Annotated in this window: 22 protein-coding genes; 13 read left to right on the top strand and 9 right to left on the bottom strand. The window is 63.7% G+C overall.

Translation table 11 applies throughout. From position 1 onward, the window contains the following. Window position 1: 1 nt before the first annotated feature. Entirely contained in the window at window positions 2-1,015 is a 1,014-nt protein-coding gene (locus LLJ08_RS18390; protein WP_228207636.1) for a zinc-binding alcohol dehydrogenase family protein, read from the bottom strand. A gap of 102 nt (window positions 1,016-1,117) precedes the next feature. Here LLJ08_RS18390 and LLJ08_RS18385 point away from each other — a divergent pair, with 102 nt between their 5' ends. The 4 genes from LLJ08_RS18385 to LLJ08_RS18370 all read left to right on the top strand — a co-directional run bounded on the left by LLJ08_RS18385 (window position 1,118) and on the right by LLJ08_RS18370 (window position 4,129). After that, window positions 1,118-2,038: a LysR family transcriptional regulator gene (locus LLJ08_RS18385; RefSeq protein ID WP_228207635.1), complete on the top strand. Its 921-nt coding sequence runs from the start codon at window positions 1,118-1,120 to the stop codon at window positions 2,036-2,038. 106 nt (window positions 2,039-2,144) lie between these two features. Continuing rightward, window positions 2,145-2,753: a LemA family protein gene (locus LLJ08_RS18380; RefSeq protein ID WP_031297351.1), complete on the top strand. Its 609-nt coding sequence runs from the start codon at window positions 2,145-2,147 to the stop codon at window positions 2,751-2,753. Next, window positions 2,750-3,493 (top strand): TPM domain-containing protein, encoded by a 744-nt coding sequence (locus LLJ08_RS18375; protein WP_041015212.1) that lies wholly within the window; start codon window positions 2,750-2,752, stop codon window positions 3,491-3,493. Before LLJ08_RS18380 ends, LLJ08_RS18375 begins: the two co-directional genes overlap by 4 nt. Before the next feature lie 18 nt (window positions 3,494-3,511). Further along, on the top strand, window positions 3,512-4,129 hold the full coding sequence (locus tag LLJ08_RS18370; protein ID WP_042921768.1) for a TPM domain-containing protein: 618 nt from the start codon (window positions 3,512-3,514) through the stop codon (window positions 4,127-4,129). 37 nt (window positions 4,130-4,166) lie between these two features. Here LLJ08_RS18370 and LLJ08_RS18365 read toward each other — a convergent pair whose 3' ends face one another. Next, window positions 4,167-5,444, bottom strand: a complete 1,278-nt coding sequence (locus tag LLJ08_RS18365) for a tetratricopeptide repeat protein (protein WP_228207634.1) — start codon at window positions 5,442-5,444, stop codon at window positions 4,167-4,169. Between the two features lie 111 nt (window positions 5,445-5,555). On the opposite strand from LLJ08_RS18365, the gene LLJ08_RS18360 reads away from it, so the two are divergent. Beyond that, the gene (locus tag LLJ08_RS18360) at window positions 5,556-6,632 is read left to right on the top strand and encodes a GlxA family transcriptional regulator (RefSeq protein WP_228207633.1); all 1,077 of its coding nucleotides are present in this window, start codon (window positions 5,556-5,558) and stop codon (window positions 6,630-6,632) included. Window positions 6,633-6,676: 44 nt separating this feature from the next. Here LLJ08_RS18360 and LLJ08_RS18355 read toward each other — a convergent pair whose 3' ends face one another. Continuing rightward, a complete protein-coding gene (locus tag LLJ08_RS18355; RefSeq protein ID WP_228207632.1) occupies window positions 6,677-8,650 on the bottom strand; it encodes an AAA family ATPase in 1,974 nt (657 codons plus the stop codon). 480 nt (window positions 8,651-9,130) lie between these two features. On the opposite strand from LLJ08_RS18355, the gene LLJ08_RS18350 reads away from it, so the two are divergent. The 3 genes from LLJ08_RS18350 to LLJ08_RS18340 all read left to right on the top strand — a co-directional run bounded on the left by LLJ08_RS18350 (window position 9,131) and on the right by LLJ08_RS18340 (window position 11,274). Next, window positions 9,131-9,889 carry a substrate-binding periplasmic protein gene (locus LLJ08_RS18350; protein WP_228207631.1) on the top strand — a complete coding sequence of 253 codons (759 nt, stop codon included), beginning with the start codon at window positions 9,131-9,133 and terminating at the stop codon, window positions 9,887-9,889. Window positions 9,890-10,231: 342 nt separating this feature from the next. Beyond that, window positions 10,232-10,693, top strand: a complete 462-nt coding sequence (locus tag LLJ08_RS18345) for a FecR domain-containing protein (RefSeq protein ID WP_041015206.1) — start codon at window positions 10,232-10,234, stop codon at window positions 10,691-10,693. A 14-nt stretch (window positions 10,694-10,707) separates the two neighbouring features. Beyond that, entirely contained in the window at window positions 10,708-11,274 is a 567-nt protein-coding gene (locus LLJ08_RS18340; protein WP_228208961.1) for an OmpA family protein, read from the top strand. A gap of 44 nt (window positions 11,275-11,318) precedes the next feature. Here the strand turns inward: LLJ08_RS18340 and LLJ08_RS18335 are convergent, their stop codons facing one another. The 5 genes from LLJ08_RS18335 to LLJ08_RS18315 form a co-directional block, all read right to left on the bottom strand. Then, window positions 11,319-11,699: a RidA family protein gene (locus tag LLJ08_RS18335; protein ID WP_228207630.1), complete on the bottom strand. Its 381-nt coding sequence runs from the start codon at window positions 11,697-11,699 to the stop codon at window positions 11,319-11,321. Window positions 11,700-11,803: 104 nt separating this feature from the next. Further along, window positions 11,804-13,912, bottom strand: coding sequence for a bifunctional GTP diphosphokinase/guanosine-3',5'-bis pyrophosphate 3'-pyrophosphohydrolase (gene spoT, locus LLJ08_RS18330; RefSeq protein WP_023444577.1), 2,109 nt, complete (start codon window positions 13,910-13,912; stop codon window positions 11,804-11,806). Window positions 13,913-13,972: 60 nt separating this feature from the next. Then, on the bottom strand, window positions 13,973-14,236 hold the full coding sequence (gene rpoZ, locus LLJ08_RS18325) for a DNA-directed RNA polymerase subunit omega (RefSeq protein ID WP_003283345.1): 264 nt from the start codon (window positions 14,234-14,236) through the stop codon (window positions 13,973-13,975). Between the two features lie 106 nt (window positions 14,237-14,342). Then, window positions 14,343-14,972, bottom strand: coding sequence for a guanylate kinase (gene gmk, locus LLJ08_RS18320; RefSeq protein ID WP_014821807.1), 630 nt, complete (start codon window positions 14,970-14,972; stop codon window positions 14,343-14,345). A gap of 69 nt (window positions 14,973-15,041) precedes the next feature. After that, window positions 15,042-15,905 (bottom strand): YicC/YloC family endoribonuclease, encoded by an 864-nt coding sequence (locus tag LLJ08_RS18315; protein ID WP_228207629.1) that lies wholly within the window; start codon window positions 15,903-15,905, stop codon window positions 15,042-15,044. A gap of 151 nt (window positions 15,906-16,056) precedes the next feature. Between LLJ08_RS18315 and rph the strand changes: the two genes are divergently transcribed. Continuing rightward, window positions 16,057-16,779 carry a ribonuclease PH gene (gene rph / locus LLJ08_RS18310; protein ID WP_023444579.1) on the top strand — a complete coding sequence of 241 codons (723 nt, stop codon included), beginning with the start codon at window positions 16,057-16,059 and terminating at the stop codon, window positions 16,777-16,779. 17 nt (window positions 16,780-16,796) lie between these two features. Beyond that, on the top strand, window positions 16,797-17,165 hold the full coding sequence (locus LLJ08_RS18305; RefSeq protein WP_228207628.1) for a DUF4870 domain-containing protein: 369 nt from the start codon (window positions 16,797-16,799) through the stop codon (window positions 17,163-17,165). Between the two features lie 15 nt (window positions 17,166-17,180). On the opposite strand, the gene LLJ08_RS18300 is transcribed toward LLJ08_RS18305, so the two are convergent. After that, the gene (locus LLJ08_RS18300; protein ID WP_014821803.1) at window positions 17,181-17,960 is read right to left on the bottom strand and encodes an exodeoxyribonuclease III; all 780 of its coding nucleotides are present in this window, start codon (window positions 17,958-17,960) and stop codon (window positions 17,181-17,183) included. Between the two features lie 85 nt (window positions 17,961-18,045). On the opposite strand from LLJ08_RS18300, the gene pyrE reads away from it, so the two are divergent. The 3 genes from pyrE (at window position 18,046) to LLJ08_RS18285 (ending at window position 20,960) form a co-directional block, all read left to right on the top strand. Beyond that, the gene (gene pyrE, locus LLJ08_RS18295) at window positions 18,046-18,687 is read left to right on the top strand and encodes an orotate phosphoribosyltransferase (RefSeq protein WP_125861182.1); all 642 of its coding nucleotides are present in this window, start codon (window positions 18,046-18,048) and stop codon (window positions 18,685-18,687) included. Window positions 18,688-18,707: 20 nt separating this feature from the next. Further along, entirely contained in the window at window positions 18,708-19,301 is a 594-nt protein-coding gene (locus tag LLJ08_RS18290; RefSeq protein WP_228207627.1) for a DUF4124 domain-containing protein, read from the top strand. A gap of 183 nt (window positions 19,302-19,484) precedes the next feature. Further along, on the top strand, window positions 19,485-20,960 hold the full coding sequence (locus LLJ08_RS18285) for a DUF3360 family protein (protein ID WP_080902081.1): 1,476 nt from the start codon (window positions 19,485-19,487) through the stop codon (window positions 20,958-20,960). Window positions 20,961-21,003: the final 43 nt, after the last annotated feature.

Raw genomic sequence — 21,003 nt, 5'->3', positions numbered from 1 at the left:
CTCAGAAACCTTCCAGCACGATCTTGCCCTTGGCCTTGCCGCTTTCCAGCAGGGCATGGGCACGGCGCAGGTTGGCCGCGTTGATGGTGTCGAAGTGCTCGCCGAGGGTGGTGCGCAGTACGCCCTGATCGACCAGCTGGCTGACGCGCTGCAGCAGGTGGTGCTGCTCGATCATGTCCGGCGTCTCGAACAGTGAGCGGGTGAACATCAGTTCCCAGTGCAGCGACAGGCTCTTGCGCTTGAGCTTCATCACGTCCAGCGGTTGGGCCGGATCGTCGATCAGTGCCAGGCGGCCCTGCGGCGTCAGCGCCTCGACCAGCTGATCGAAGTGCTGATCGGTCTGGGTCAGGCTGGCGACATGGCTGACGCTGGCGAAACCGGCGCGCTGCAGCTCGGCGTGCAACGGCTGACTATGGTCGATGACACGGTGCGCGCCGAGTTCACGCGCCCAGGCCTGGGTTTCCGGACGCGAGGCGGTGGCGATCACGCTGACCTCGGTGAGCTGACGGGCCAGCTGCAGCATGATCGAACCGACGCCGCCGGCGGCTCCGACGATCAGCAGCTGCTGCCCGGCGCCATGGCCCTCCACCAGTTGCAGGCGTTCGAACAGCAGCTCCCAGGCGGTGATGGCGGTCAGCGGCAGCGCGGCGGCCTCGGCGAAGCTCAGGCTCTGCGGCTTGCGTCCGACGATGCGCTCGTCCACCAGATGGCGTTCACTGTTGCCGCCCGCGCGGGCGATGGAGCCGGCGTAGAACACCTCGTCGCCGACCTTGAACAGGCTGACCTCGCTGCCCACCCCGACCACCACGCCGGCGACATCCCAGCCCAGCACCTTCGGCTCGCCGGCCTCGGGCTGGGTGTTGCGGCGTACCTTGGTGTCCACCGGGTTGACCGAGATGGCGCGCACCTCCACCAGCAGGTCTCGCGGGCCGGGCACCGGCTCGGGCAGTTCCACGTCCTGCAGCGCGCGGGGATCGTCGATGGCGAGGGATTCGAAGTAGGCGACCGCTTTCATGCTGTTGCTCCGTATGGATTCGGCGGGGAAGCGCATGCTCAGCTATTTGACTCGGCGGAAAAACGGGGTAATAAGCGAGGCTCTTTCAACAGGATTTTGAAAATGCTGCGTATCGACGACCTGCAGCTATTCGTCCGTACCGCCGACAGCGGCAGCCTTTCCGCGGCCGCGCGCGGGCTCGACGTGTCGCCCGCAGTGGCCAGTGCGGCCTTGAAGCGCCTGGAAGCGAGCCTGAGTGTGCGGCTGTTCGTGCGCTCCACCCGCAGTCTGCGCCTGACCGCCGAGGGCGAGGCTTATCTGCTACATGCCCGGGCGGCGCTGGCCAGCCTGGACGAGGGGGCACAGGCGCTCGCTGGTGGTCGCGAGGCGATCAGTGGTGTGCTGCAGCTGTCGGCGCCGTCCGACTTCGGGCGCAACGTGCTGCTGCCGTGGCTCGACGAATTCCAGGCGAGTCATCCGCAGTTGCAGGTGCGCCTGCTGCTGGGCGACGGGCTGACCGATCTGTTCCGTCAGCCGGTGGACATCGTCCTGCGCTATGGCGCGCCGGAGGATTCCAGCCTCGTCGCGCTGCCGGTGGCTGGCGAGAACCGACGGGTGCTGTGCGCTTCGCCTGCCTACCTGCAACGGCACGGCGAGCCACGACGGCTGGACGAGCTGGCGGCGCACAACTGCCTGCGCTTCATGCTCGCCGGGCGCGTGCATGACCGCTGGTGCTTTCAGGAAGGACGCCGGGCGCTCACCGTGCAGGTCAGCGGTGACCGGGTCAGTGACGATGCCGACGTGGTGCGTCGCTGGGCGCTGGCCGGCAGCGGGCTGGCCTACAAGTCCTGGCTGGACATCGCCGACGACGTGGCCGCGGGCCGTCTACAGGTGCTGTTGCCGGACTGTCTTGGCGAGGCGGCGCCACTCAGCCTGCTCTGCGCCCATCGCGCGCAGTTGAGCAAGCCGGTGCGGCTGCTGCATGGACATCTGCAGACACGTTGCAAGGCGCTGTTGGCGCGCGCCCCCTGGCATCTCATTTAGACCCGTTATCCGTGCTTGAGCTGTGAGCTTTTTGTTCGCGCCTGAACTCTTATGGCGTTTGGCTATTCTTATCTGAGTACTGGTTAACAGAATGGACAAGCGCATCATGCATACGCAGCGTTTTCGCTACACCTGGCAACTGACGGTTGTCGTCCTCCTGTCCTGGCTTCTGGCCGGCTGCGGGGTCAATAACATCCCAACCTATGACGAGCAGGTGAAGGCCGCCTGGTCGCAGGTGGAGAACCAGTACCAGCGCCGTGCCGACCTGATTCCCAATCTGGTCGAGACGGTCAAGGGGTTCGCCCGTCAGGAGCAGGAAACCCTCACCGCGGTGGTGGAAGCGCGGGCCAAGGCCACGTCGATTCAGGTCGATGCCAGCACCCTGGATGATCCGCAGAAGCTGCAGCAGTTCCAGCAGGCGCAGAACCAGCTGACCGGCGCCCTGAGCCGGCTGATGGCGGTATCCGAGCGCTATCCGGATCTGAAATCCAATCAGAACTTCCTTGCCCTGCAATCGCAGCTCGAAGGCACCGAGAACCGCATCGCGGTGGCACGTCGCGACTTCATTGCCGCGGTCGAGCGCTACAACACCGAGATTCGAACCTTCCCCGGTCGCATCTGGCACACCCTGATGTACAGCGACATGCCGATTCGCGAGAACTTCGAGGCTACCGCCGAGAATGCCGAGCAAGCGCCACAAGTGCAGTTTCAATGACCTCCAGGTTTCCGCTACTGCTGATCCTGCTGCTCTGGGCCGGTAGCCTGGTCGCCCAGGAAGCCGAGGTCCCGGAGCTGACCGGGCGCGTGGTCGATCGTGCCGAGCTGCTCGACACCCAGGCCGAGGCGCGGCTGACCAGCATGCTGGCCGGCCACGAGCAGGCGACCGGTGAGCAGGTTGTCGTTGTCACGGTGCCGGACCTGGGCGGGCGCAGCATCGAGGAATTCGGTCTGGAGCTTGGCCGTACCTGGGGCATCGGCCAGAAGGGCGAGGACAACGGTGCGCTGCTGATCGTCGCTCGCGATGATCGCAAGATTCGCATCGAGGTCGGCTACGGTCTGGAAGGCCGGCTCACCGACGCGCAGTCCTCGGTCATCATCAACCGGATCATCGCGCCGGCATTCCAGCGCGGCGACTTCACAGCCGGGATCACCGAAGGTGCGGAGGCGATCGTCACCGTGCTCGGCGGCGACCCGCTGCCGGCCGAGCTGCGCCCGGTGATGCCGATGGTGCAGGAGCAACCCGGCGGCCTCGGGATTCTCGGTTTCTTCCTTATGCTGGTGGCAATCTTCGTTATCGGCGGGGGGCGCGGTGGCCGCGGTGGCGGTCGTCGTGCCTTGCTGCTGGGCGCCTTGCTTGGCGGTATGGGGCGGGGCGGTGGTGGTGGTTTCGGCGGCGGTGGCTTCGGTGGGGGCGGCGGCGGTTTCGGCGGCGGTGGCGCTTCCGGCGGCTGGTAGATCAATAATGGATGAACGATGACCTTACTGAGCGAAAGCGAACTGCAACAGGTAGCCGAAGCGATCGAGCGCGTCGAGCGCAGCACCGATGCCGAGCTGGTCACGGTGCTGGCCGCGCAGGCCGACGACTACCACTACATCCCGCTGCTGTGGGCCGGCCTGATCGCGCTGCTGCTACCCGGAGCGCTGCTGTTCTTCAGTGGCTGGCTTGGCGCATGGCAGCTGCTGCTGGTGCAGTGGGCGACCTTTATCGTGCTCGCGGTGCTGTTCCGCATGCCGGCGCTGACCAGCCATCTGATCCCCCGTTCGGTGCGCAACTGGCGTGCCTGCAATCTGGCGCGGCGTCAGTTCATCGAGCTCAATCTGCATCACACCGACGGCGACACCGGCGTGTTGATCTTCGTCTCCGAAGCAGAGCGCTATGTGGAGATTCTGGTCGACCGCGGCATTTCCAGCCGCATCGACAATGCCGCTTGGGAATCGGTCGTCGCCTGCTTCACCGATCGGGTGAAGCAGGGGCAGGTGCTCGAAGGCTTTCTTGGCTGCATCGAAGCCAGTGGGGCGCTGCTGGCGCAGCATGTGCCGAAGACCCACGAACGCAACGAACTGCCGAACCGGCTGGTGGTGTTGCCTTAACTCTCCAGCAGCGATGGCGCCCGTGGGCGCCATCCTTTCACTGCATGCGCCGTTGTTCGGCAAGTAGCTGGCGCTCGCGCTGCAGGGCGCGCGCAAGGCGCTGCTGACCACCGCGCTCGGCCGCGGCGATCAGTGTCTGGTCGACCAGGTCGCGCTGTGCATGACTGCCGCCGAACCGCTGCGCCTGATTGCGGATCGCCCGTAGCCGCTCCACGCATCGCCCGTGGTCGCCCTCGACGAACGCCACCACCGCCTCGACGCCCGGAGCGCCGATCTGGCTGGTGAAGCGTGCGTTGTCGTCGTCCCGCGCGCATGCCCGTCGCTGGGCTTCGCGCAGCAGGCCCAGCAGGTCATCGCGGCCGGCGCAGGCGAAGGCCATCGCAGCGTGAAAGTCGTTGAAGGCATAGTTGCCGTCCGCTGCCATCGCTGCCCAGCGCTCAGCCAAGCCCGCCCAGCGTTCGCCGACATCCACGCCACGCAGTTGCAGCCGCCAGAGCAGTGCGCTGGCGTCGATCAGCTCCAGCGCCAGGGTGCTCTGTCGGCCATTCACCGGGCCATCGAACAGGGCTAGCGCAGCATCGCAATCGTCCAGTTCGATGTGATGCAGCGACAGGTGCCACCAGTTGTGCACCGCCAGCATGCTGTCCTGCTGCCAGGCTGGGTTGCCGCGCATCCAGGCGATCCCTTCCTCGCGCCGCCCCTGCATCTCCAGCACATGCGCGACGGCATGCTGCGCCCAGGCGTCGTCGGGTTGAAGCGCGATCGCTTCGCGGCCATAGCGTTCGGCGAGCCGATAATCGCCGGTCTCTTCCAGTCCGAACGCGTACAGGCCAAGCAGCGCATGGTAGCCAGGCACTTCCAGCGACCAGTCCGGCAGGACGCGGGCGATGCGGTCGCGCAGCATGCGTGCATCGCCGGTGAAAAAGTCGATCTGCTGTCCGGCCTGCAGCGCCAGCATGTCGTGGGGATAGTCGATGCTGAGGTCTTCCAGCACGCGTCCGGCGGCGTGCCAGCGGCCATCCAGCAGTTGCCGCAGCGCCTGCAGGTGGCGGGCCTCGCGGTCATTGTGCGGCAGCTCCAAGGCGTGCTCGTACGAGGTGCGGGCCACCGGCAGGGCGGCCGCCTCGGTGCCGAGCAGGTAGAGCCAGGCGTGCAGGACATGGCCCATGACCAGTTCCGGCGAGGCCTGCAGTGTGGCTTCGGTGGTCGCCAGCGATTCGGCGTGCAGGCAGCGGAACTGCGCGAGCGCCTGATCGAGCAGGGCCTGCGCCTCGCTATTGCAGCCGGTCAGTTGGTACCCGTGTGCGTCTTTCATTGTTCTATGCTCCATGAGTCCGGTTCGTTGGCATCGGCCAACGCGCCCATACTCGGGGTTTGGCTTACGTTGGACCCCAGTCATCCTGGAAACAAACCGGCTATTTCCGCCATGGCCCGCTCAGAGATCGCCGAACGCCCGCCGCTGACCGTCGCCCTGCTGGCGACGCCGGACAGTACGGCCTCGACGCTGTTCGGCCTCTACGATCTGCTGCTGGGTGCCCGTCGCGACTGGCAGCAACTGCTGCACCGCGCCGACGTGGCTTCGCCCTTCCTGCCGCTGATCGTCAGCCGCGACGGACGCTCGCTGCGGGTCTACAACGATATCCCGGTCCACCCTCATGCCAGTCTGGACGACGCACCGCCTACCGACGTGGTGATCGTCAGCAACCTGGCGGTCAGCCCCTGGGAGCCGCTCGATGATCGCTACGCGCCCGAGGCGCAATGGCTGTGCGAGCGCTACGCGGCCGGCGCGACGCTGGCGGCGGCTTGCTCCGGGGCGATGCTGCTGGCGCGCACCGGGCTCTTGGCCGGCTGCGAAGGGACTTCGCACTGGGGCTACTGCGATTGCCTGCGCCGCGAGTACCCGGACGTGCACTGGCATCCGGACAAGGCATTGGTCAGCACCGGCGTCGGCCAGCGCCTGGTGATGTCTGGCAGTGGCAGCAGCTGGCATGCGCTGGGGCTGTTTCTCATCGCCCGTTTCGTCGGTGCGCGCGAGGCGATGGAGGTGGCGCGGCTGAACCTGTTCGACTGGGACGCGACCAGCCCGCTGGCCTACGCCGCGATGATGCGCACCGGCCAGCTGGCTGATCCGGTGATCGCGCGTTGTCAGGAATGGGCCGCGCAGCATTACGAGGAAGAGGCGCCGGTGAGCGCCATGGTGCGCATCAGCGGCCTGCCGGAGCGGACCTTCCAGCGCCGCTTCGCCCTGGCCACGGGACTGACGCCGCTGGATTACATCCATACCCTGCGGCTGGAGGAAGCCAAGCAACTGCTGGAAAGCGGAGAGCTGTCGGTTGAAGCGATCGCCTGGGAGGTCGGCTATCAGGACGCCGGCTTCTTCGGTCGACTGTTTCGGCGCAAGGTCGGCCTCACGCCGGCGCAATACCGGCGACGTTTCGGCGTGTTGTCGCGGCGCCTGGATGGCATCGCCACGCTGCAGCAGGTGGCGCCGGCCGTGCACTGATCCCAGCGGATGTGCCGTCCGCCGGGATCGTTATGCCCTCCGGCTCAGAGCCGGGTCGGGCCGTCGTCTTCCGGCTCGCTCGATACCACCGGCGACAGTTCGAAGCTGTCGGTGCTGTCCATGGCGCTGGCCGCGACGCGGTCGATGCTGTTCAGCGCATGGCCGATGATCGAGCTGACACTGGCTTCGTGATGGTGCACGGGCAACCGTTCGATAGCCGCCAGCACCTCTTCTCCAGGCACGGTTTCCACCGCGAGCAGGCGCTCGGTGATGTGGTCGAGCGCTGGTTTCAACTGCTGCAGCAGGGCCAGGCACTCCTGATTAAGCTGTTGCAGCAGCTCATCGGCCGCTTCCAGCGCTTCGCGCGGATCGCTGTCAAGATGCGCGTCGCGTACGGCCTGCAGGCTCAACAGAGAGCCGCGCGGGCCCATGCCGAGGGCGCCGACCATGGAAAGGGCGATCTTCGAGGCTTCCTGCAGATCCTGCCCGGCGCCGGACGACACTTCGTGGAAATACAGCTGCTCGGCGCCGCGCCCGGCCAGCAGCATCTGGATGCGATTGCGCAGTTCGGAATACATGTGCAGGCGCTTGTCTTCCACCGGCGTTACCAGCGTCACACCCAGCGCCTGACCGCGCGGCAGGATGGTGACCTTTTCCACCCGGCCGACCTTAAGTGCCGCCGCTACCAGCGCGTGGCCAGCCTCGTGCACGGCGATGCGCTTGCGGTCGGTGGCGGACATCGGCGTCACGCCGGATGGCTGCTCGCCGATGCGGCAGATTTCCACGGCATCGACGAAGTGGGCCATTTCGACCTGATTTGCCCCGCCGCGCGCTGCCAGCAGCGCGGCGTGGTTGACGATGTAGGCGATCGCGGCCGGCGTCAGGCCGACGGTATTGCGCGCCAATTGCGGGAAGTCCAGCTCCGTTGCGGCAGTGATCTTGCCGGCGTACAGGCGGAACAGCGCTTCGCGGTCATCGAGGCCGGGCAGGCCGACGGCGATCGAGCGGTCGAAGCGGCCTTCACGTACCAGCGCCGGATCGAGCGAGTTGGGGAAGTTGGTGGCGCCCAGCACCAGCACGCCGGCGGCGCCATCGAAGCCGTCCATCTCGGCGAGGAACTGGTTGATGATGCGGTTGCTCTCGGCATCGCTGGAACGTGTCTGCTCGGCGCGCTTGCCGATGCCGTCGATTTCGTCGATGAAGATGATGCACGGCGCCTGCTTGCGGGCGGTGCGGAACAGCGCCTTGACCTTCTGGATGCCAACGCCGAAATACATCGAGGAGAAGTCACTGCCGGTGACCTGGATGAAGCTGGCATTCGATTCACTCGCAAGCGCCTTGGCCAGCTGGGTCTTGCCGGTGCCGGGCTCGCCGGTCAGCAGCACGCCCTTTGGCGGGCGGGCGCCAAGACGGGCGTAGGCGGCCGGGTCGCGCAGGTAGGCGGTGACGTCGCTGAGCGCCTGCTTGGCCTCGGCGGCGCCGATGACATCAGCGAAGGTCACACCGCTGCCCTTTCGCTGGACTTCAAAGCTCCGGGTCTTCATGGCGAAGAACACCGCCGCGCCAATCAGCAGCAGGGCGATCGGTGAGTAGGGCAGAAGGATCTTGTAAAACGGCTTTTCCGCGTCGGTCTGGAACATCGCCAACGGGAACAGCTCGCCGCTGCTCTGCGCGTACTGCTCGAGCAGCAGTCTCGCGACGCGTCCGGACTGGTCCGGCACCCAGTAGCGCAGGCCCTCGTGCAGGCTGACGTAGACCGCATCCTTACCCAATGCGGCGCTGGCAATGCTGGCGCCACGCAGATCGTTCATCAGCACCGAGAGATCGCGGCGATTGGCCTGCCAGGGCTCGGTGGAGTCCTGCAAGGCTTCGAGCATGCTCGCCGCCGCGCCAGTGGCTGGCGTCGACGGGGCGCTGGGGCGCAACTGCCAATAGGCGACGCTGGCGGCGATCAGCAGGAGCAGGAAAATAAGAAGTACAGGGCCGCGGCGACCTTGTAGCAGACGGGGTGTTTTCATTTCACATCCAATCGGGAAACCCGACGTTTCGACAAACCACCGCCAGGAGGCGGACCACAGTTGTTCGCGGGAAACCCCGCGGCGCCATTTGCATGGCGCGCCACAGTTCGGATGTGTTGGATGCGATTTATATGCCCGACTGTGTCTCGGCTCGGCAGACTCCGATAGCCGGCGAGAATACGGCAAGTGCCACCATGGGGGCGGCTACGCGACGAACGGAGAGCAGGTTTTCGACGAATGACCGGCTGTGCGGGGAACGAAAGTTTGCGTCGGATGACGTGCCGCGACGCCCGGCGGGCCTGGCGGAGCATGGCATCTCACGTAAGTGATCCGGCGCAGAGATTGTCCCGCAAGGCCCTGTTAGGGTTCATCGCCGCGCGGTCGCTTGTCCCGAACCGGGCGCAATAAGAACCTGCCGACAGCCGCCCGGAATCGATGCCGGTGCGGAAAAACAATGTCCGATCGACCCGAGACTTCAACATGCCGACCAACAAGAAGTATCTTCGCTGCGCTTTTCTGGGCGCGCTGATTAGCCTCCTGCCATTCGCCTCGGCCAGCGCCGACGGGGAAACCATCAACCTGCTCACGCAGAATTTCCCGCCGTTCAGCATGGCCGACGATGGCAAGAATTTCGCCAAGGAGGGTGCGATCAGCGGCATTGATGCCGAGGTGGTGGCCGCTCTGTTCAAGCGTGCGGGCGTGCCCTATGCGATGACGCTGCGTTTCCCGTGGAGCCGCCTGCAGCAGTTGGCCGAGAAGACCCCGGGCTTCGCTGTGTTCTCCCTCAGCCGTACCCCCGAGCGCGAGCCCAAGTACAAGTGGGTCGGTCCGCTCAGCGAGATCCAGATCGTGCTGCTCAAGACTCCGGAGAGCCAGATTCAGGTCTCCAGCCTGGATGCTGCCAAGCAGTATCGAATCGGCTCGAAGGATGGCAGCGTAGGCAGTCAGTACCTGATCAACCGTGGCATCGAGTTGCAGAGTTCGCTGATCGACACCCCGGCCAAGCTGAAGGCCGGTCAGTTCGATCTGTGGGCGACCACCAACCCCTCCGGCGAATACGAGGCGAAGCAGGCCGGCGTCGGCCCGCTGGCCGTGGCGCTGACCCTGAGCCGTGTCGACCTCTATCTGGCGCTGAACAAGGAAACGCCGGATGCAGTCGTCGAGAAGCTGCAGCGCACCCTCGACCAGATGAAGCAGGAAGGGCTGCTGAAGCAGGCGGCGCAGCGTTACGTGAACTGAAGGCGTTTCACGCTACCGGGGGACGGGTGATCGTCCCTTCGGCGAGTTCTACGTGCAATCGGATCGCATCACTCCCAGGCATGAATGAGGCGTGCCGGCGAGGCATCTGGCTAACGCGGGTTGCCGCCGTGGGGCCTGCCCATACTGCCTCTTAGATTTCGTCTGGCGGATTCTGATAAACGCGTTGGCCGAACTCATCGCCCTGGGGTAGCCGCGTGGCCCCGGTTCGATCAACAAGTCGCCGGGAAAATGAAACGGCAGGGGATTTTTTGCCGGTTTGGACTGCCTTAGTCCAGTGGAGCGGTATCGCTCCGACCGCACTCCTGGCGATTCGAGAATTCGATGACTTGCTTTAATAACTACATGCTGCGTGCCTTCTGCATGGCCGCCGCAGTCTGGATTGCGCCTGCCAACGCCGAGAACCTACCCGAACCGGTAGGCCATGTGGCGCGGGTGGAAGGCGCTGCGTACATCAGCAGTCGCGGCTATACCAACGCCGCCAAGGTCGGCCAGGCAATCGTGCCGGGTGTGGCTTTGAGCACCGGCGCCGAAGGTGCGCTGGGGGTGATCCTCGGCGACGGCAGCGTTTTGGCGTTCGGCCCGCACAGCGAGCTGACCCTCGACGACTATCGCTTCGCCCCGGCATTGGATGAGCTGCGTCTGCGCGCGACGCTCAATCGCGGCACGCTCAACCTGATTGCGGGCGACATGGCCCGCCTCGATCCACAGGCCATCGCTGTCGACACGCCGGACGGCCGCATCGGCGTGCGCGGTGGCCAGGTGTTGATGAAGGTGAGCCCGTGAAGCCGATTACGCTGATGCAAACGATGGTGCTGCTGGCGATGACGGCAGTGGCGGGCTGCGCGCAGCATTCCTACGTGATGCTGGCGGACGACAGTGGTGGGCGCGGTGGTGTGATGTTTGGAGAGGAAGGGGAGCGTCGGCTGGACGCGTCTGGCCAGGGCATGGCAATTGCCGGTACCGGTCAGGCCTATGTCGTACCGGACATGCGCCGCAAGGCGGACTTCGACAAGGCGCTGGCTGCCCAGCCGGCATTGCCCGAGCGTTTTAGCCTTCATATCGCGCCATCCGGCGCGCTGGACAGCACGGCTGAACAACTGCTGGACAGCGTTCTGCTGGCAGCCCAGCGTCGGGACTATCCGGTGGTAACAGTCATCGGCCATACCGATACGCTGGGTCATCGTGCGGCCAACGAGCAGGTCGGTTTGCGTCGCGCCCAGGCGGTCGCCGAGCTGTTGCGTACCAAGGGGCTGGAAGCGATGGAGTTGCGGGTGGAATCCCACGGCGAGCGCAATCTGCTGATAGCGACGCCGGATGCCACGGCCGAGCCGCGCAATCGGCGAGTCGAAATTCTGGTGCGTTGAGGTCGATGACGCGGCGACTGGCGCCGCGCCGACAGACGATCCGATCAGTCGATGACCAGAACGGCGTCCATTTCAACCTGCGCACCCTTGGGCAGCGCGGAGACACCGATGGCGGCACGCGCCGGGTACGGCTGCTGGCAGTAGCGGCTCATCACCTCATTGACGGTGGCGAAGTTGCCGAGGTCGGTAAGGAAGATGTTGAGCTTGACGATGTCCTTCAGCGAGCCGCCAGCCGCTTCTGCCACCGCCTTGAGGTTCTCGAAAACCTGCACCGCCTGCGCTTCGAAACCTTCCACCAGCTCCATGCTCTTGGGATCCAACGGGATCTGCCCGGACAGGTAGACGGTGTTGCCGGCCTTGATGGCCTGGGAGTAGGTGCCAATGGCGGCCGGCGCATTGTCGGTGTTGATCACGGTCTTGCTCATGGAGACTCCTCTGAGGGTTGGGCAACGGGCAGCCAGCATAATGGCTGATGGCGAGAGCGGCCAGCCGTGGCGTTTTGCAGACAGGTCGAAGTCGACGGAGGAGGTCAGGCCTTGACGCGGGTGATGCGGGTGACGCCCTTGATCGCGCGCAGCTTCTTGATGACTCGGGCTAGGTGCACGCGGTCATGCACGCTGACCACCAGCTGGACGACGCTGATGCGGCCGTCGCGCTCGTCCATGCCGATCTTCTCGATGTTGCCGTCGGCGGCATTGACGCTGCCAGCGAGCAGGGCGATCAGGCCGCGCTGGTGCTCCAGCTCGACCCGGAGCTCGACATTGAACTCGCCGGTGACATCCTTCGACCAGGACAGCTGGATGCACTTGTCCGGGTTGTGCCGCACATCGGCGATGTTCCGGCAGGTTTCCAGGTGCACGACCATGCCCTTGCCGGCCGATAGATGCCCGACGATGGGGTCGCCGGGAATCGGCGTACAGCACTTGGCGTAGTTCAGCACCAGCCCTTCGGTGCCGCGAATCGCCAACGGACCTTCGAGTGCCGGTGCTTCCTCATTGTCGTGCGATATCAGACGGCGCGCGATCACATAGGCCATGCGGTTGCCCAGGCCGATATCCTCCAGCAGATCCTCGACGTACTCCATGTGGTATTCGGTCAGTACCTGCTGGATGCGCTCGGCGCTGATCTTGTCCAGGCTGGTCTCGAAGCCGCTGAGCGCCTTGCTCAGCAAGCGCTCGCCGAGGTTGATCGACTCCGAACGACGCTGCAGCTTGAGCGCATGGCGGATATGCGTGCGTGCCTTGCCGGTGACGACAAAATTCAGCCAGGCCGGATTCGGCCGCGCACCTGGTGCGGTGACGATCTCCACCGTCGAGCCACTCTCCAGCGGTTGCGACAGCGGCGCCAGGCGACGGTTGACGCGGCAGGCGATGCAGGTGTTGCCGACGTCGGTGTGCACCGCGTAGGCGAAGTCGACGGCGGTGGAACCCTTGGGCATCTCCATGATGCGGCCCTTGGGGGTGAAGACGTAGACCTCGTCGGGGAACAGGTCGATCTTCACGCTCTCGATGAATTCCAGCGAGTTGCCGGCGCGCTGCTGCAGTTCCAGTACACCCTTGACCCACTGGCGGGCGCGGGCGTGGGTGCCCTTGGGCACTTCGTCCTCGGGAGACTTGTACAGCCAGTGCGCGGCGATGCCGTTGTTGGCCATCTCTTCCATCTCGCGGGTGCGAATCTGGATCTCGATGGGCACGCCGTGCATGCCGAACAGGGTGGTGTGCAGAGACTGGTAGCCGTTGGCCTTGGGAATCGCGATGTAGTCCTTGAAACGGCCCGGCAGCGGCTTGTACAGGCTGTGCACCGCACCGAGCACGCGGTAGCAGGTGTCGACCTTGTCCACCACGATGCGGAAGGCATAGACGTCCATGATCTCGTGGAACGCCTTGCGCTTGCCGCGCATCTTCTTGTAGATGCTGTACAGATGCTTCTCGCGGCCCAGTACGTCGCCTTCCAGCCCTTCGCGTTCGAGGCAGTGAATCAGCGACTGTTCGATCTTGTCGACGATCTCATTGCGGTTGCCCCGGGCGCGGCGTACGGCGGCGCGGATGCGCTCCGAGCGCATCGGGTGCATGGCCTTGAAGCCCAGGTCCTCGAACTCCACGCGCATGGTGTGCATGCCCAGCCGGTTGGCGATGGGTGCGTAGATCTCCAGGGTTTCCTTGGCGATGCGGCGGCGCTTTTCGCCGGCCAGTACTTCCAGCGTGCGCATGTTGTGCAGGCGGTCGGCGAGCTTGACCAGGATCACGCGGATGTCGCGGGCCATCGCCATGGCCATCTTCTGGAAGTTTTCGGCCTGCGCTTCGGCCTTGGTCTCGAAGTTCATCTGGGTCAGCTTGCTGACCCCGTCGACCAGTTCTGCAACGGTTTCGCCGAACTGCGCGACCAGTGCGTCCTTGGGAATGCCGGTGTCCTCGATGACGTCATGCAGCATCGCGGCCATCAGGCTCTGATGGTCCATGTGCATGTCGGCGAGGATGTTGGCTACCGCGAGAGGATGGGTGACGTAGGCTTCACCGCTGCGCCGGCGTTGACCGTCGTGGGCCTGCTCGGCGTAGAAATATGCACGACGGACCAGATTGACCTGATCCGGGCCGAGGTAGGTCGATAGGCGATCCGCAAGCGCGTCTATGGCTGGCAAGACAGTGCTCCTTGCCAGCGGGCTTCGATGTTATCGGTTCGACTTCGACCTGGCATTTATTCAGATGGCCTCGTTCGGCTCTTCCTCGTACTGGGTAAAGAGAGGCTCGTCGTCAACGATCTCGTCTTGTGCAATGACATCGTAGTCGACCAGGCCGGAAGCGATCTCGCGCAGGGCGACGACGGTCGGCTTGTCATTTTCCCATGCGACCTTGGGCTCCTTGCCACCGGTGGCCAGCTGGCGCGAGCGCTTGGTAGCGAGCATGACCAGCTCGAAGCGGTTATCGACGTTGTCCAGGCAATCTTCAACGGTAACGCGGGCCATGGTGTTCCTCATCAATAGCGGTAGAGCGTGCCCGAATGGGCGAGCGGACGGAGTAGTCTAAAAAATCACCAGCCTTAATGGAAGCGCTGTTTCTGCGGGCTGTGCGTCAACCGACCTGCGCGAGCAATTCGCCAAGCAGGCGGGCGTGGCGCTGTTGCTGGGTCTTCTGTATCAGTTGGTTGGCGCGGAAGATCGACTGCAGGTCGATCAGGGCGTGGGCGAAGTCGTCGTTGATCACCAGGTAGTCGTATTCGACGTAGTGGCTCATTTCGCTGACCGCTTCGCGCATGCGCTTGTCGATGATCTCGTCACTGTCCTGGCCGCGGTTGTTGAGGCGTTGGCGCAGTGCTTCCTGGGTCGGTGGCAGGATGAAGATCGATTTGGCCTGGGGCATCAGGCGGCGCACCTGCTGCGCGCCCTGCCAGTCAATCTCCAGGATTAGGTCGAAGCCTTCGGCCAGGGTGTCTTCCAACCAGCGCTGGGAGGTGCCGTACAGGTTGCCGAACACTTCGGCATGCTCGAGAAACTCGTTGCGCTCCAGTCGCGCGAGAAAATCCTCGCGGCTGACGAAGTGATAGTTGACGCCGTCGACCTCGCCCGGCCGCATGGCCCGGGTGGTATGGGAAACCGACACCCGCACCTGCGGTTGTGCATCGACCAGCGCCTTGACCAGGCTGGTCTTGCCGGCCCCGGAAGGCGCGGAAACGATATAAAGCGTACCGGTGGTGGCGGACATGACGGGTTCCTGAAAAGCGCTGTTAATGCTGTGGGACAAAAATAGACCAGCCGTTGTGGTGGCTGATGGCTATTCGAGGTTTTGCACCTGCTCGCGCATCTGCTCGATCAATACCTTGAGATTGACCGCGGCCTGAGTGCTGCGCGGGTCGAACGCTTTCGAGCCGAGGGTGTTGGCTTCGCGATTGAGTTCCTGCATGAGGAAGTCGAGCCGGCGTCCGGCCGCGCCGCCGGTCTTGAGTACGCGTCGCACTTCGGTCACATGGGTGTTCAGGCGGTCCAGTTCTTCGGCAACGTCACTCTTCTGTGCCAGCAGGACCATTTCCTGTTCGAGGCGCTGTGGGTCGAGCTCTGCCTGCATTTCGCTGAAGCGGTCGAGCACCTTCTGGCGCTGGGCTGCGAGCATCTGCGGCACCTGTTCGCGCAGCGTGGCAACTTCTTCGAGGATGCTGTCCAGACGCTCGTTGAGCAGCTTGGCCAGTTCGTCGCCCTCACGCCGGCGGCCTTCCTTGAGCTGCTCGAGCGCACTGTGGAAGAGCTGCAGGGCACTCTGGTTGAGTGTCTGTGGGTCGACCGCGTCGCCGACCAGTACGCCCGGCCAGCCAAGTACCTGCAGCGGGTCAATCGGTGCGGGTTGGCTGATCAGTGCGGCAACGCTTTCGGCAGCGGCGATCAACTCGCTGGCGCGCTCGCGGTCGACCTGCAGGGCGGTGCGGTTGTTTTCCTCGGCGAAGCGCAAAGTGCATTCCACCTTGCCGCGCGAGATGCCTTTGCGCAGGGCATCGCGAACCGCGCCTTCGAGGTCGCGGAAGGCGTCCGGCAGGCGCAGGTGCGGCTCGAGATAGCGATGATTGACCGAGCGGATTTCCCAACTGAGGGTGCCATGGGTGCCGGCCTGCTCGCTGCGGGCAAAGGCCGTCATGCTGTGGACCATCGGGGATACCTCTCGATTGCGGGCTGCGAAAGGCGAAGGATTGTAAAGGAAAACAGGGTGTCGCGGCAGCGATGGCCGGACGGCCGCGACCCTTTTCCGCGCCAATGGGCTCTATAATGCCGGTCAATTTCCTATCTAGCAGGACCTATACATGAAGCGACCCAGTGGCCGTGCCGCCGATCAGCTGCGCTCGATCCGCATCACCCGCAACTACACCAAGCATGCCGAGGGCTCGGTGCTGGTGGAGTTCGGCGACACCAAGGTGATCTGCACGGTCAGCATCGAGTCCGGCGTCCCGCGTTTCCTGAAAGGGCAGGGGCAGGGTTGGCTGACCGCCGAGTACGGCATGCTGCCGCGCGCTACGGGTGAGCGTAACCAGCGTGAAGCCTCGCGCGGCAAGCAGGGTGGACGCACTCTGGAAATCCAGCGCCTGATCGGTCGTTCGTTGCGTGCGGCGCTCGACATGAGCAAGCTCGGTGAGAACACGCTGTTCATCGACTGCGATGTGATCCAGGCCGACGGCGGTACGCGCACGGCGTCGATCACCGGTGCCATGGTGGCGGTGATCGATGCGCTCAAGGTGCTAAAGAAACGTGGCGGTCTGAAGGCGGGCGATCCGGTCAAGCAGATGATTGCAGCGGTATCGGTCGGTATCTATCAGGGCGAACCGGTGCTGGATCTGGATTACCTGGAGGACTCGGCGGCCGAAACCGATCTGAATGTGGTGATGACCGACGCCGGTGGTTTCATCGAGGTACAGGGAACTGCCGAAGGCGCGCCGTTCCAGCCTGCTGAGCTCAATGCCATGCTGGCCCTGGCTCAGGACGGCGTGCGACAGTTGTTCGAGTTGCAGCGCGCCGCGCTGGCTGACTGAGCGAGAGGTAACGCGAAATGACCGATCAGGATCTCGTGCCGCTGCCCAACCGCGAAGCACGTCAGTGGGCGATGTTCTGCCACTACTCGTCGTTTTTCTGGTTTCTGGCGCCGATGATCGGCAACGTGATTGGTCCGCTGATCGTCTGGCAGGTGAAGAAGGACATGGATCCCTTCGTCGATCAGCAGGGCAAGGAAGCGCTGAATTTCCAGCTTACCTTCAGCATCGTGATGATGATCTGCGGCTTGCTGGCCTGGATCCTCATCGGCTTTCCGCTAATGGTGCTGGTGAGCGTAGTGGCGCTGGTGCTGGTGGTGATCGCCGGCATCCGTGCCAACGAGGGCAAGCCCTACCGCTATCCGTTCTGCTGGCGGCTGGTCAAGTAGGGCAACCGCTGAGCCTCAGAGGCTCAGCGTCCAGTCGTAGTCAACGATCAGCGGCGCGTGCTGGGAGAAGCGTGGCTGCCGTGGCAGGCGAGCAGTGCGCACGAAGCGGCGTAGACCGGATGTCAGTATCTGGTAGTCGAAACGCCAGCCGAGGTTGAGCATTTCGGCCTGCTCGGTGTCCGGCCACCAACTGAACAGATCGCCTTCGCGATTGACTTCGCGCAGGGCGTCGATATAGCCCATATTGCCGAAAATCTCGTCCAGCCAGGCGCGCTCGGGCGCCAGAAACCCTGGGTCCTGCTGACAATCGCGCCAGTTCTTCACGTCCAACTTCTGGTGGGCGACATACAGTGAGCCACAATAGATGTACTCGCGGCGCTTGCGGCGCTGCTTGTCCAGGTAGTGGGCGAAGTCGTCCATGAACTTGAGTTTGTGGTTCAGGTTGGCATCGCCGCCGTGGCCGGACGGCACCAACAGGCTGGCGATGCTGACCTTGTCGAAATCCGCCTGCAGGTAACGCCCGTAGCGATCCGCCGTCTCGAAGCCCAGTCCGGTGATGACGGCCTTCGGCTGCAGCCTGGAATAGAGCGCCACGCCTCCCTGCTCCGGAATCTCGGCATCGCAGGCATAGAGAAAGTAACCGTCCAGCTGGTAGGCCGGATCGTCGAGTTCCAAGGCAGAGGCGCGGGTATCTTGCAGGCAGATGACATCGGCATTCTGCGCTTGCAGCCAGCTGAGCAATCCCCGCTGTGCCGCCGCTTGAATGCCATTCACGTTGACGCTGATGATCCGCATAAATGGCCCCTAAAAACACGTGCGTGTATGATAACCCAAGCTCTTCGCAATTAGCTAAAACAGTGGTTTTCCGGGAAATTTCTTCATGCAGGCGTACCAGCGCGAGTTCATTCGCTTCGCCATCGAACGTGGTGTTCTGCGTTTCGGTGAGTTCACTCTCAAGTCGGGACGCATCAGCCCCTATTTTTTCAATGCCGGGTTGTTCAACAGCGGCAGCGCGTTGGCACAGCTCGGGCGGTTCTACGCCTCGGCGGTGACCGAGAGTGGCCTGGATTTCGACGTCATCTTCGGCCCGGCCTACAAGGGCATCCCGCTCGGCGCAGCCACCGCCATCGCGCTGGCCGAGCAGCATCAGCGCGACCTGCCTTGGTGCTTCAACCGCAAGGAAGCCAAGGATCATGGCGAGGGTGGCACGCTGGTCGGTGCGCCGCTGGCGGGGCGTGTGCTGATCGTCGATGACGTGATCACCGCCGGCACCGCGATCCGCGAAGTCATGCAGATCATCCAGGCGCAGAAAGCCGAGGCCGCCGGCGTACTCATCGCCTTGAATCGACAGGAAAGAGGGCAGGGCGAGCTGTCGGCGATTCAAGAAGTTGAACGTGATTATCGAATGCCGGTAATCAGTATTGTGTCCCTGGAGCAAGTGCTGGAATATCTCGCCGACGACGCTCAGCTGAAACAGCACCTGCCCGCGGTACAGGCTTATCGCGAGCAGTACGGAATCTGACCCAGGGTAGGTAATGCGCCATGCGTAAATCGGTAGCCGCTCGTACGTTGCTCCTGCTGGGAGTCATATGTCCGGTATTGGCCTCGGCTGCCGAGCTGTATCGCTATGTGGACGACCGCGGCGTGGTCGTACTCGATCGCCATGGCGTGCCGCCGCAACACATTTCGCGTGGATATCAGGTGCTCAACGAGCAAGGGCGAGTGGTCCGCGAGGTGCCGCCGGCACCGACCGCGGAGGAATTTGCCCGGTTGCAGGCACAGAAGGCCCGTGCTGCATCGGATGCGCAGCTGCTGCGTCTGTATGCCAGTGTCGAGGATGTGGAGCGGGCCGGAACGCGCAAGCTTTCCGAGCTCGATAGCGTGATGGGCTTGGCCCGCGGCAACCTGCAGTCGATACGCAACCAGCATGCGAGCTTGCGCAAGCAGGCGGCGAACCATGAGCGCGCCGGTCGCAAGGTTCCGGGCAACCTGTTGGCGCAGATCGAGAACCTTGAAAAGGAAGAGCAGAGTCTGCAGCGCGACCTCAAGCGTTTCGAAAAGGCGCGCGCTGATGCGGAAGTCAGCTTTGCCAGTGATCGCCAGCGGATTGCCGAACTGCTAGGGCAAAAGCAGTAAAACGCTGATCCCCGTTCCCTTGTTTCAAAATACTTGGCGTGGCTATTTGCTATGCCAATAGCTCGATGAGTAGCTTGCTTGCTATCACAAAAGACCGCTCTAGCTCAATAGTTTCAAGGTCGTGATGAGTTGCTTGGGGGCAGTCTGTACCGTGGCGCAAATTTTTCGGTATGGCTGACTAGCATGAATGGTAGGGACCTACGCAGTTATCGGGAGCTTCACAAGCCGAAGGGAAATTTCGCGACTCGCTCTGAATACCTTGAGCACGAACTGGAGATCATGGCGCCGAAGCGCTGGGGAATAAACCTGCCGTTTCGTGACTACCGTTTCGAGTACGAAGATTGGGTGCCGGCCATGGCGGCGACCATCGGCAAGATCGTCATGGTGGCGGCTGTTGTTGCGGCTTTCGCCGGCCCGATGGGGCTTTCCAACGAGTTCGTGATCGAGAACGCGCGCTACGAGATGCTGATCGCAGCACTGCTGTTTGTCGTGGTGTTCTCCGGTTTCCTCAATCCCACGGCCAACCTGGCCGGGACCCATGGCCCGCTGATTCCGTTGATTCCCCTGATCGTCGCATCGGGCGGGCATCCTATGGCGCTGGGGATCATGGTGGGTGTGCTCGGTTTCACCCTGGGTGTCTTCAAGGGCGGCAGTCTGTTGGCGCGTCTGACTAGTGATGGTGTTTGTGGCGGATTGCTGCTGTATCTGGGTTTCATCGGCATTACCTCGCAGATCAAGAAGCTGTTCGGTTGGGCCGACAGCTTCGACATGGGCTACATCGCGTTTATCGTTGTGTTCGCCACCATTGTGATGTACGCCTATCTAGAACATATCCGCATGCGCTGGCTGGCGATTCCGCTGGGTTCGGCGCTGGCGGCCGTGATCGCATTTGCATTGGGCGCTCCGTTCGAGTTCACCACCGAGCCGGGTGTGCCCAACCTGAATCCGATGTACTGGTGGGGCGAAACTACCGGCTGGCAGATCGGTCTGCCCGAGCTGCATCACTTCATTGCTGTCGCGCCATTTGCCGTGCTGGCGGTAGCCATGTGGTCGCCGGACTTCCTTGGGCATCGTGTGTTCCAGCAGCTGAACTATCCGCCGAAGGCGAAGAAGGTGCTGATGAACATCGATGACACCATGTGCGTTGCGGCGGCACGACAGATCGTCGGGACGTCGCTGGGTGGCGGTAACCTGGCCTCATCCTGGGGCACCTTCATGGTGCCGGCCGCCATCGCCAAGCGCCCGATTCCCGCCGGTGCATTGCTCACCGGCCTGCTCTGTGTGGTTGCGGCGCTTTGGGGTTACCCGATGGATCTGGCGATCTGGCCGCCGGTACTGAGCGTGGCGCTGATGGTCGGCGTGTTCCTGCCGCTGCTGGAAGCCGGTATGCAGATGACCCGTGAAGGCAAGACCTCGCAGTCGGCGGCCATCGTGATCTTTTCCTCGGCGCTGGTTAATCCGGTGTTCGGCTGGTCGCTGACCGTGCTGCTCGACAATCTCGGGCTGATCGGTGACAAGGAGCGTGGTCAGTCCCTGAGCCACCTGCATCGTTGGGTCATCCCGACGATCGTCTTCATCGTGCTCTGCGCCGTGATGCTGGGTATCGGCATGTTCCCGGGCATCCCGGCGATGCTCGAGTCGTTCCGTATCGATCTCTGATCGGCCGGCGGCACGGCATGAAAAAAGGGAGCCTAGGCTCCCT

The sequence above is a fragment of the Stutzerimonas chloritidismutans genome (assembly GCF_020783375.1).
Taxonomy (GTDB): Bacteria; Pseudomonadota; Gammaproteobacteria; order Pseudomonadales; family Pseudomonadaceae; genus Stutzerimonas; species Stutzerimonas kunmingensis.
The sequence above is the reverse complement of the archived record's forward strand: the minus strand, read 5'-3'. Positions and strand labels throughout refer to the sequence as shown.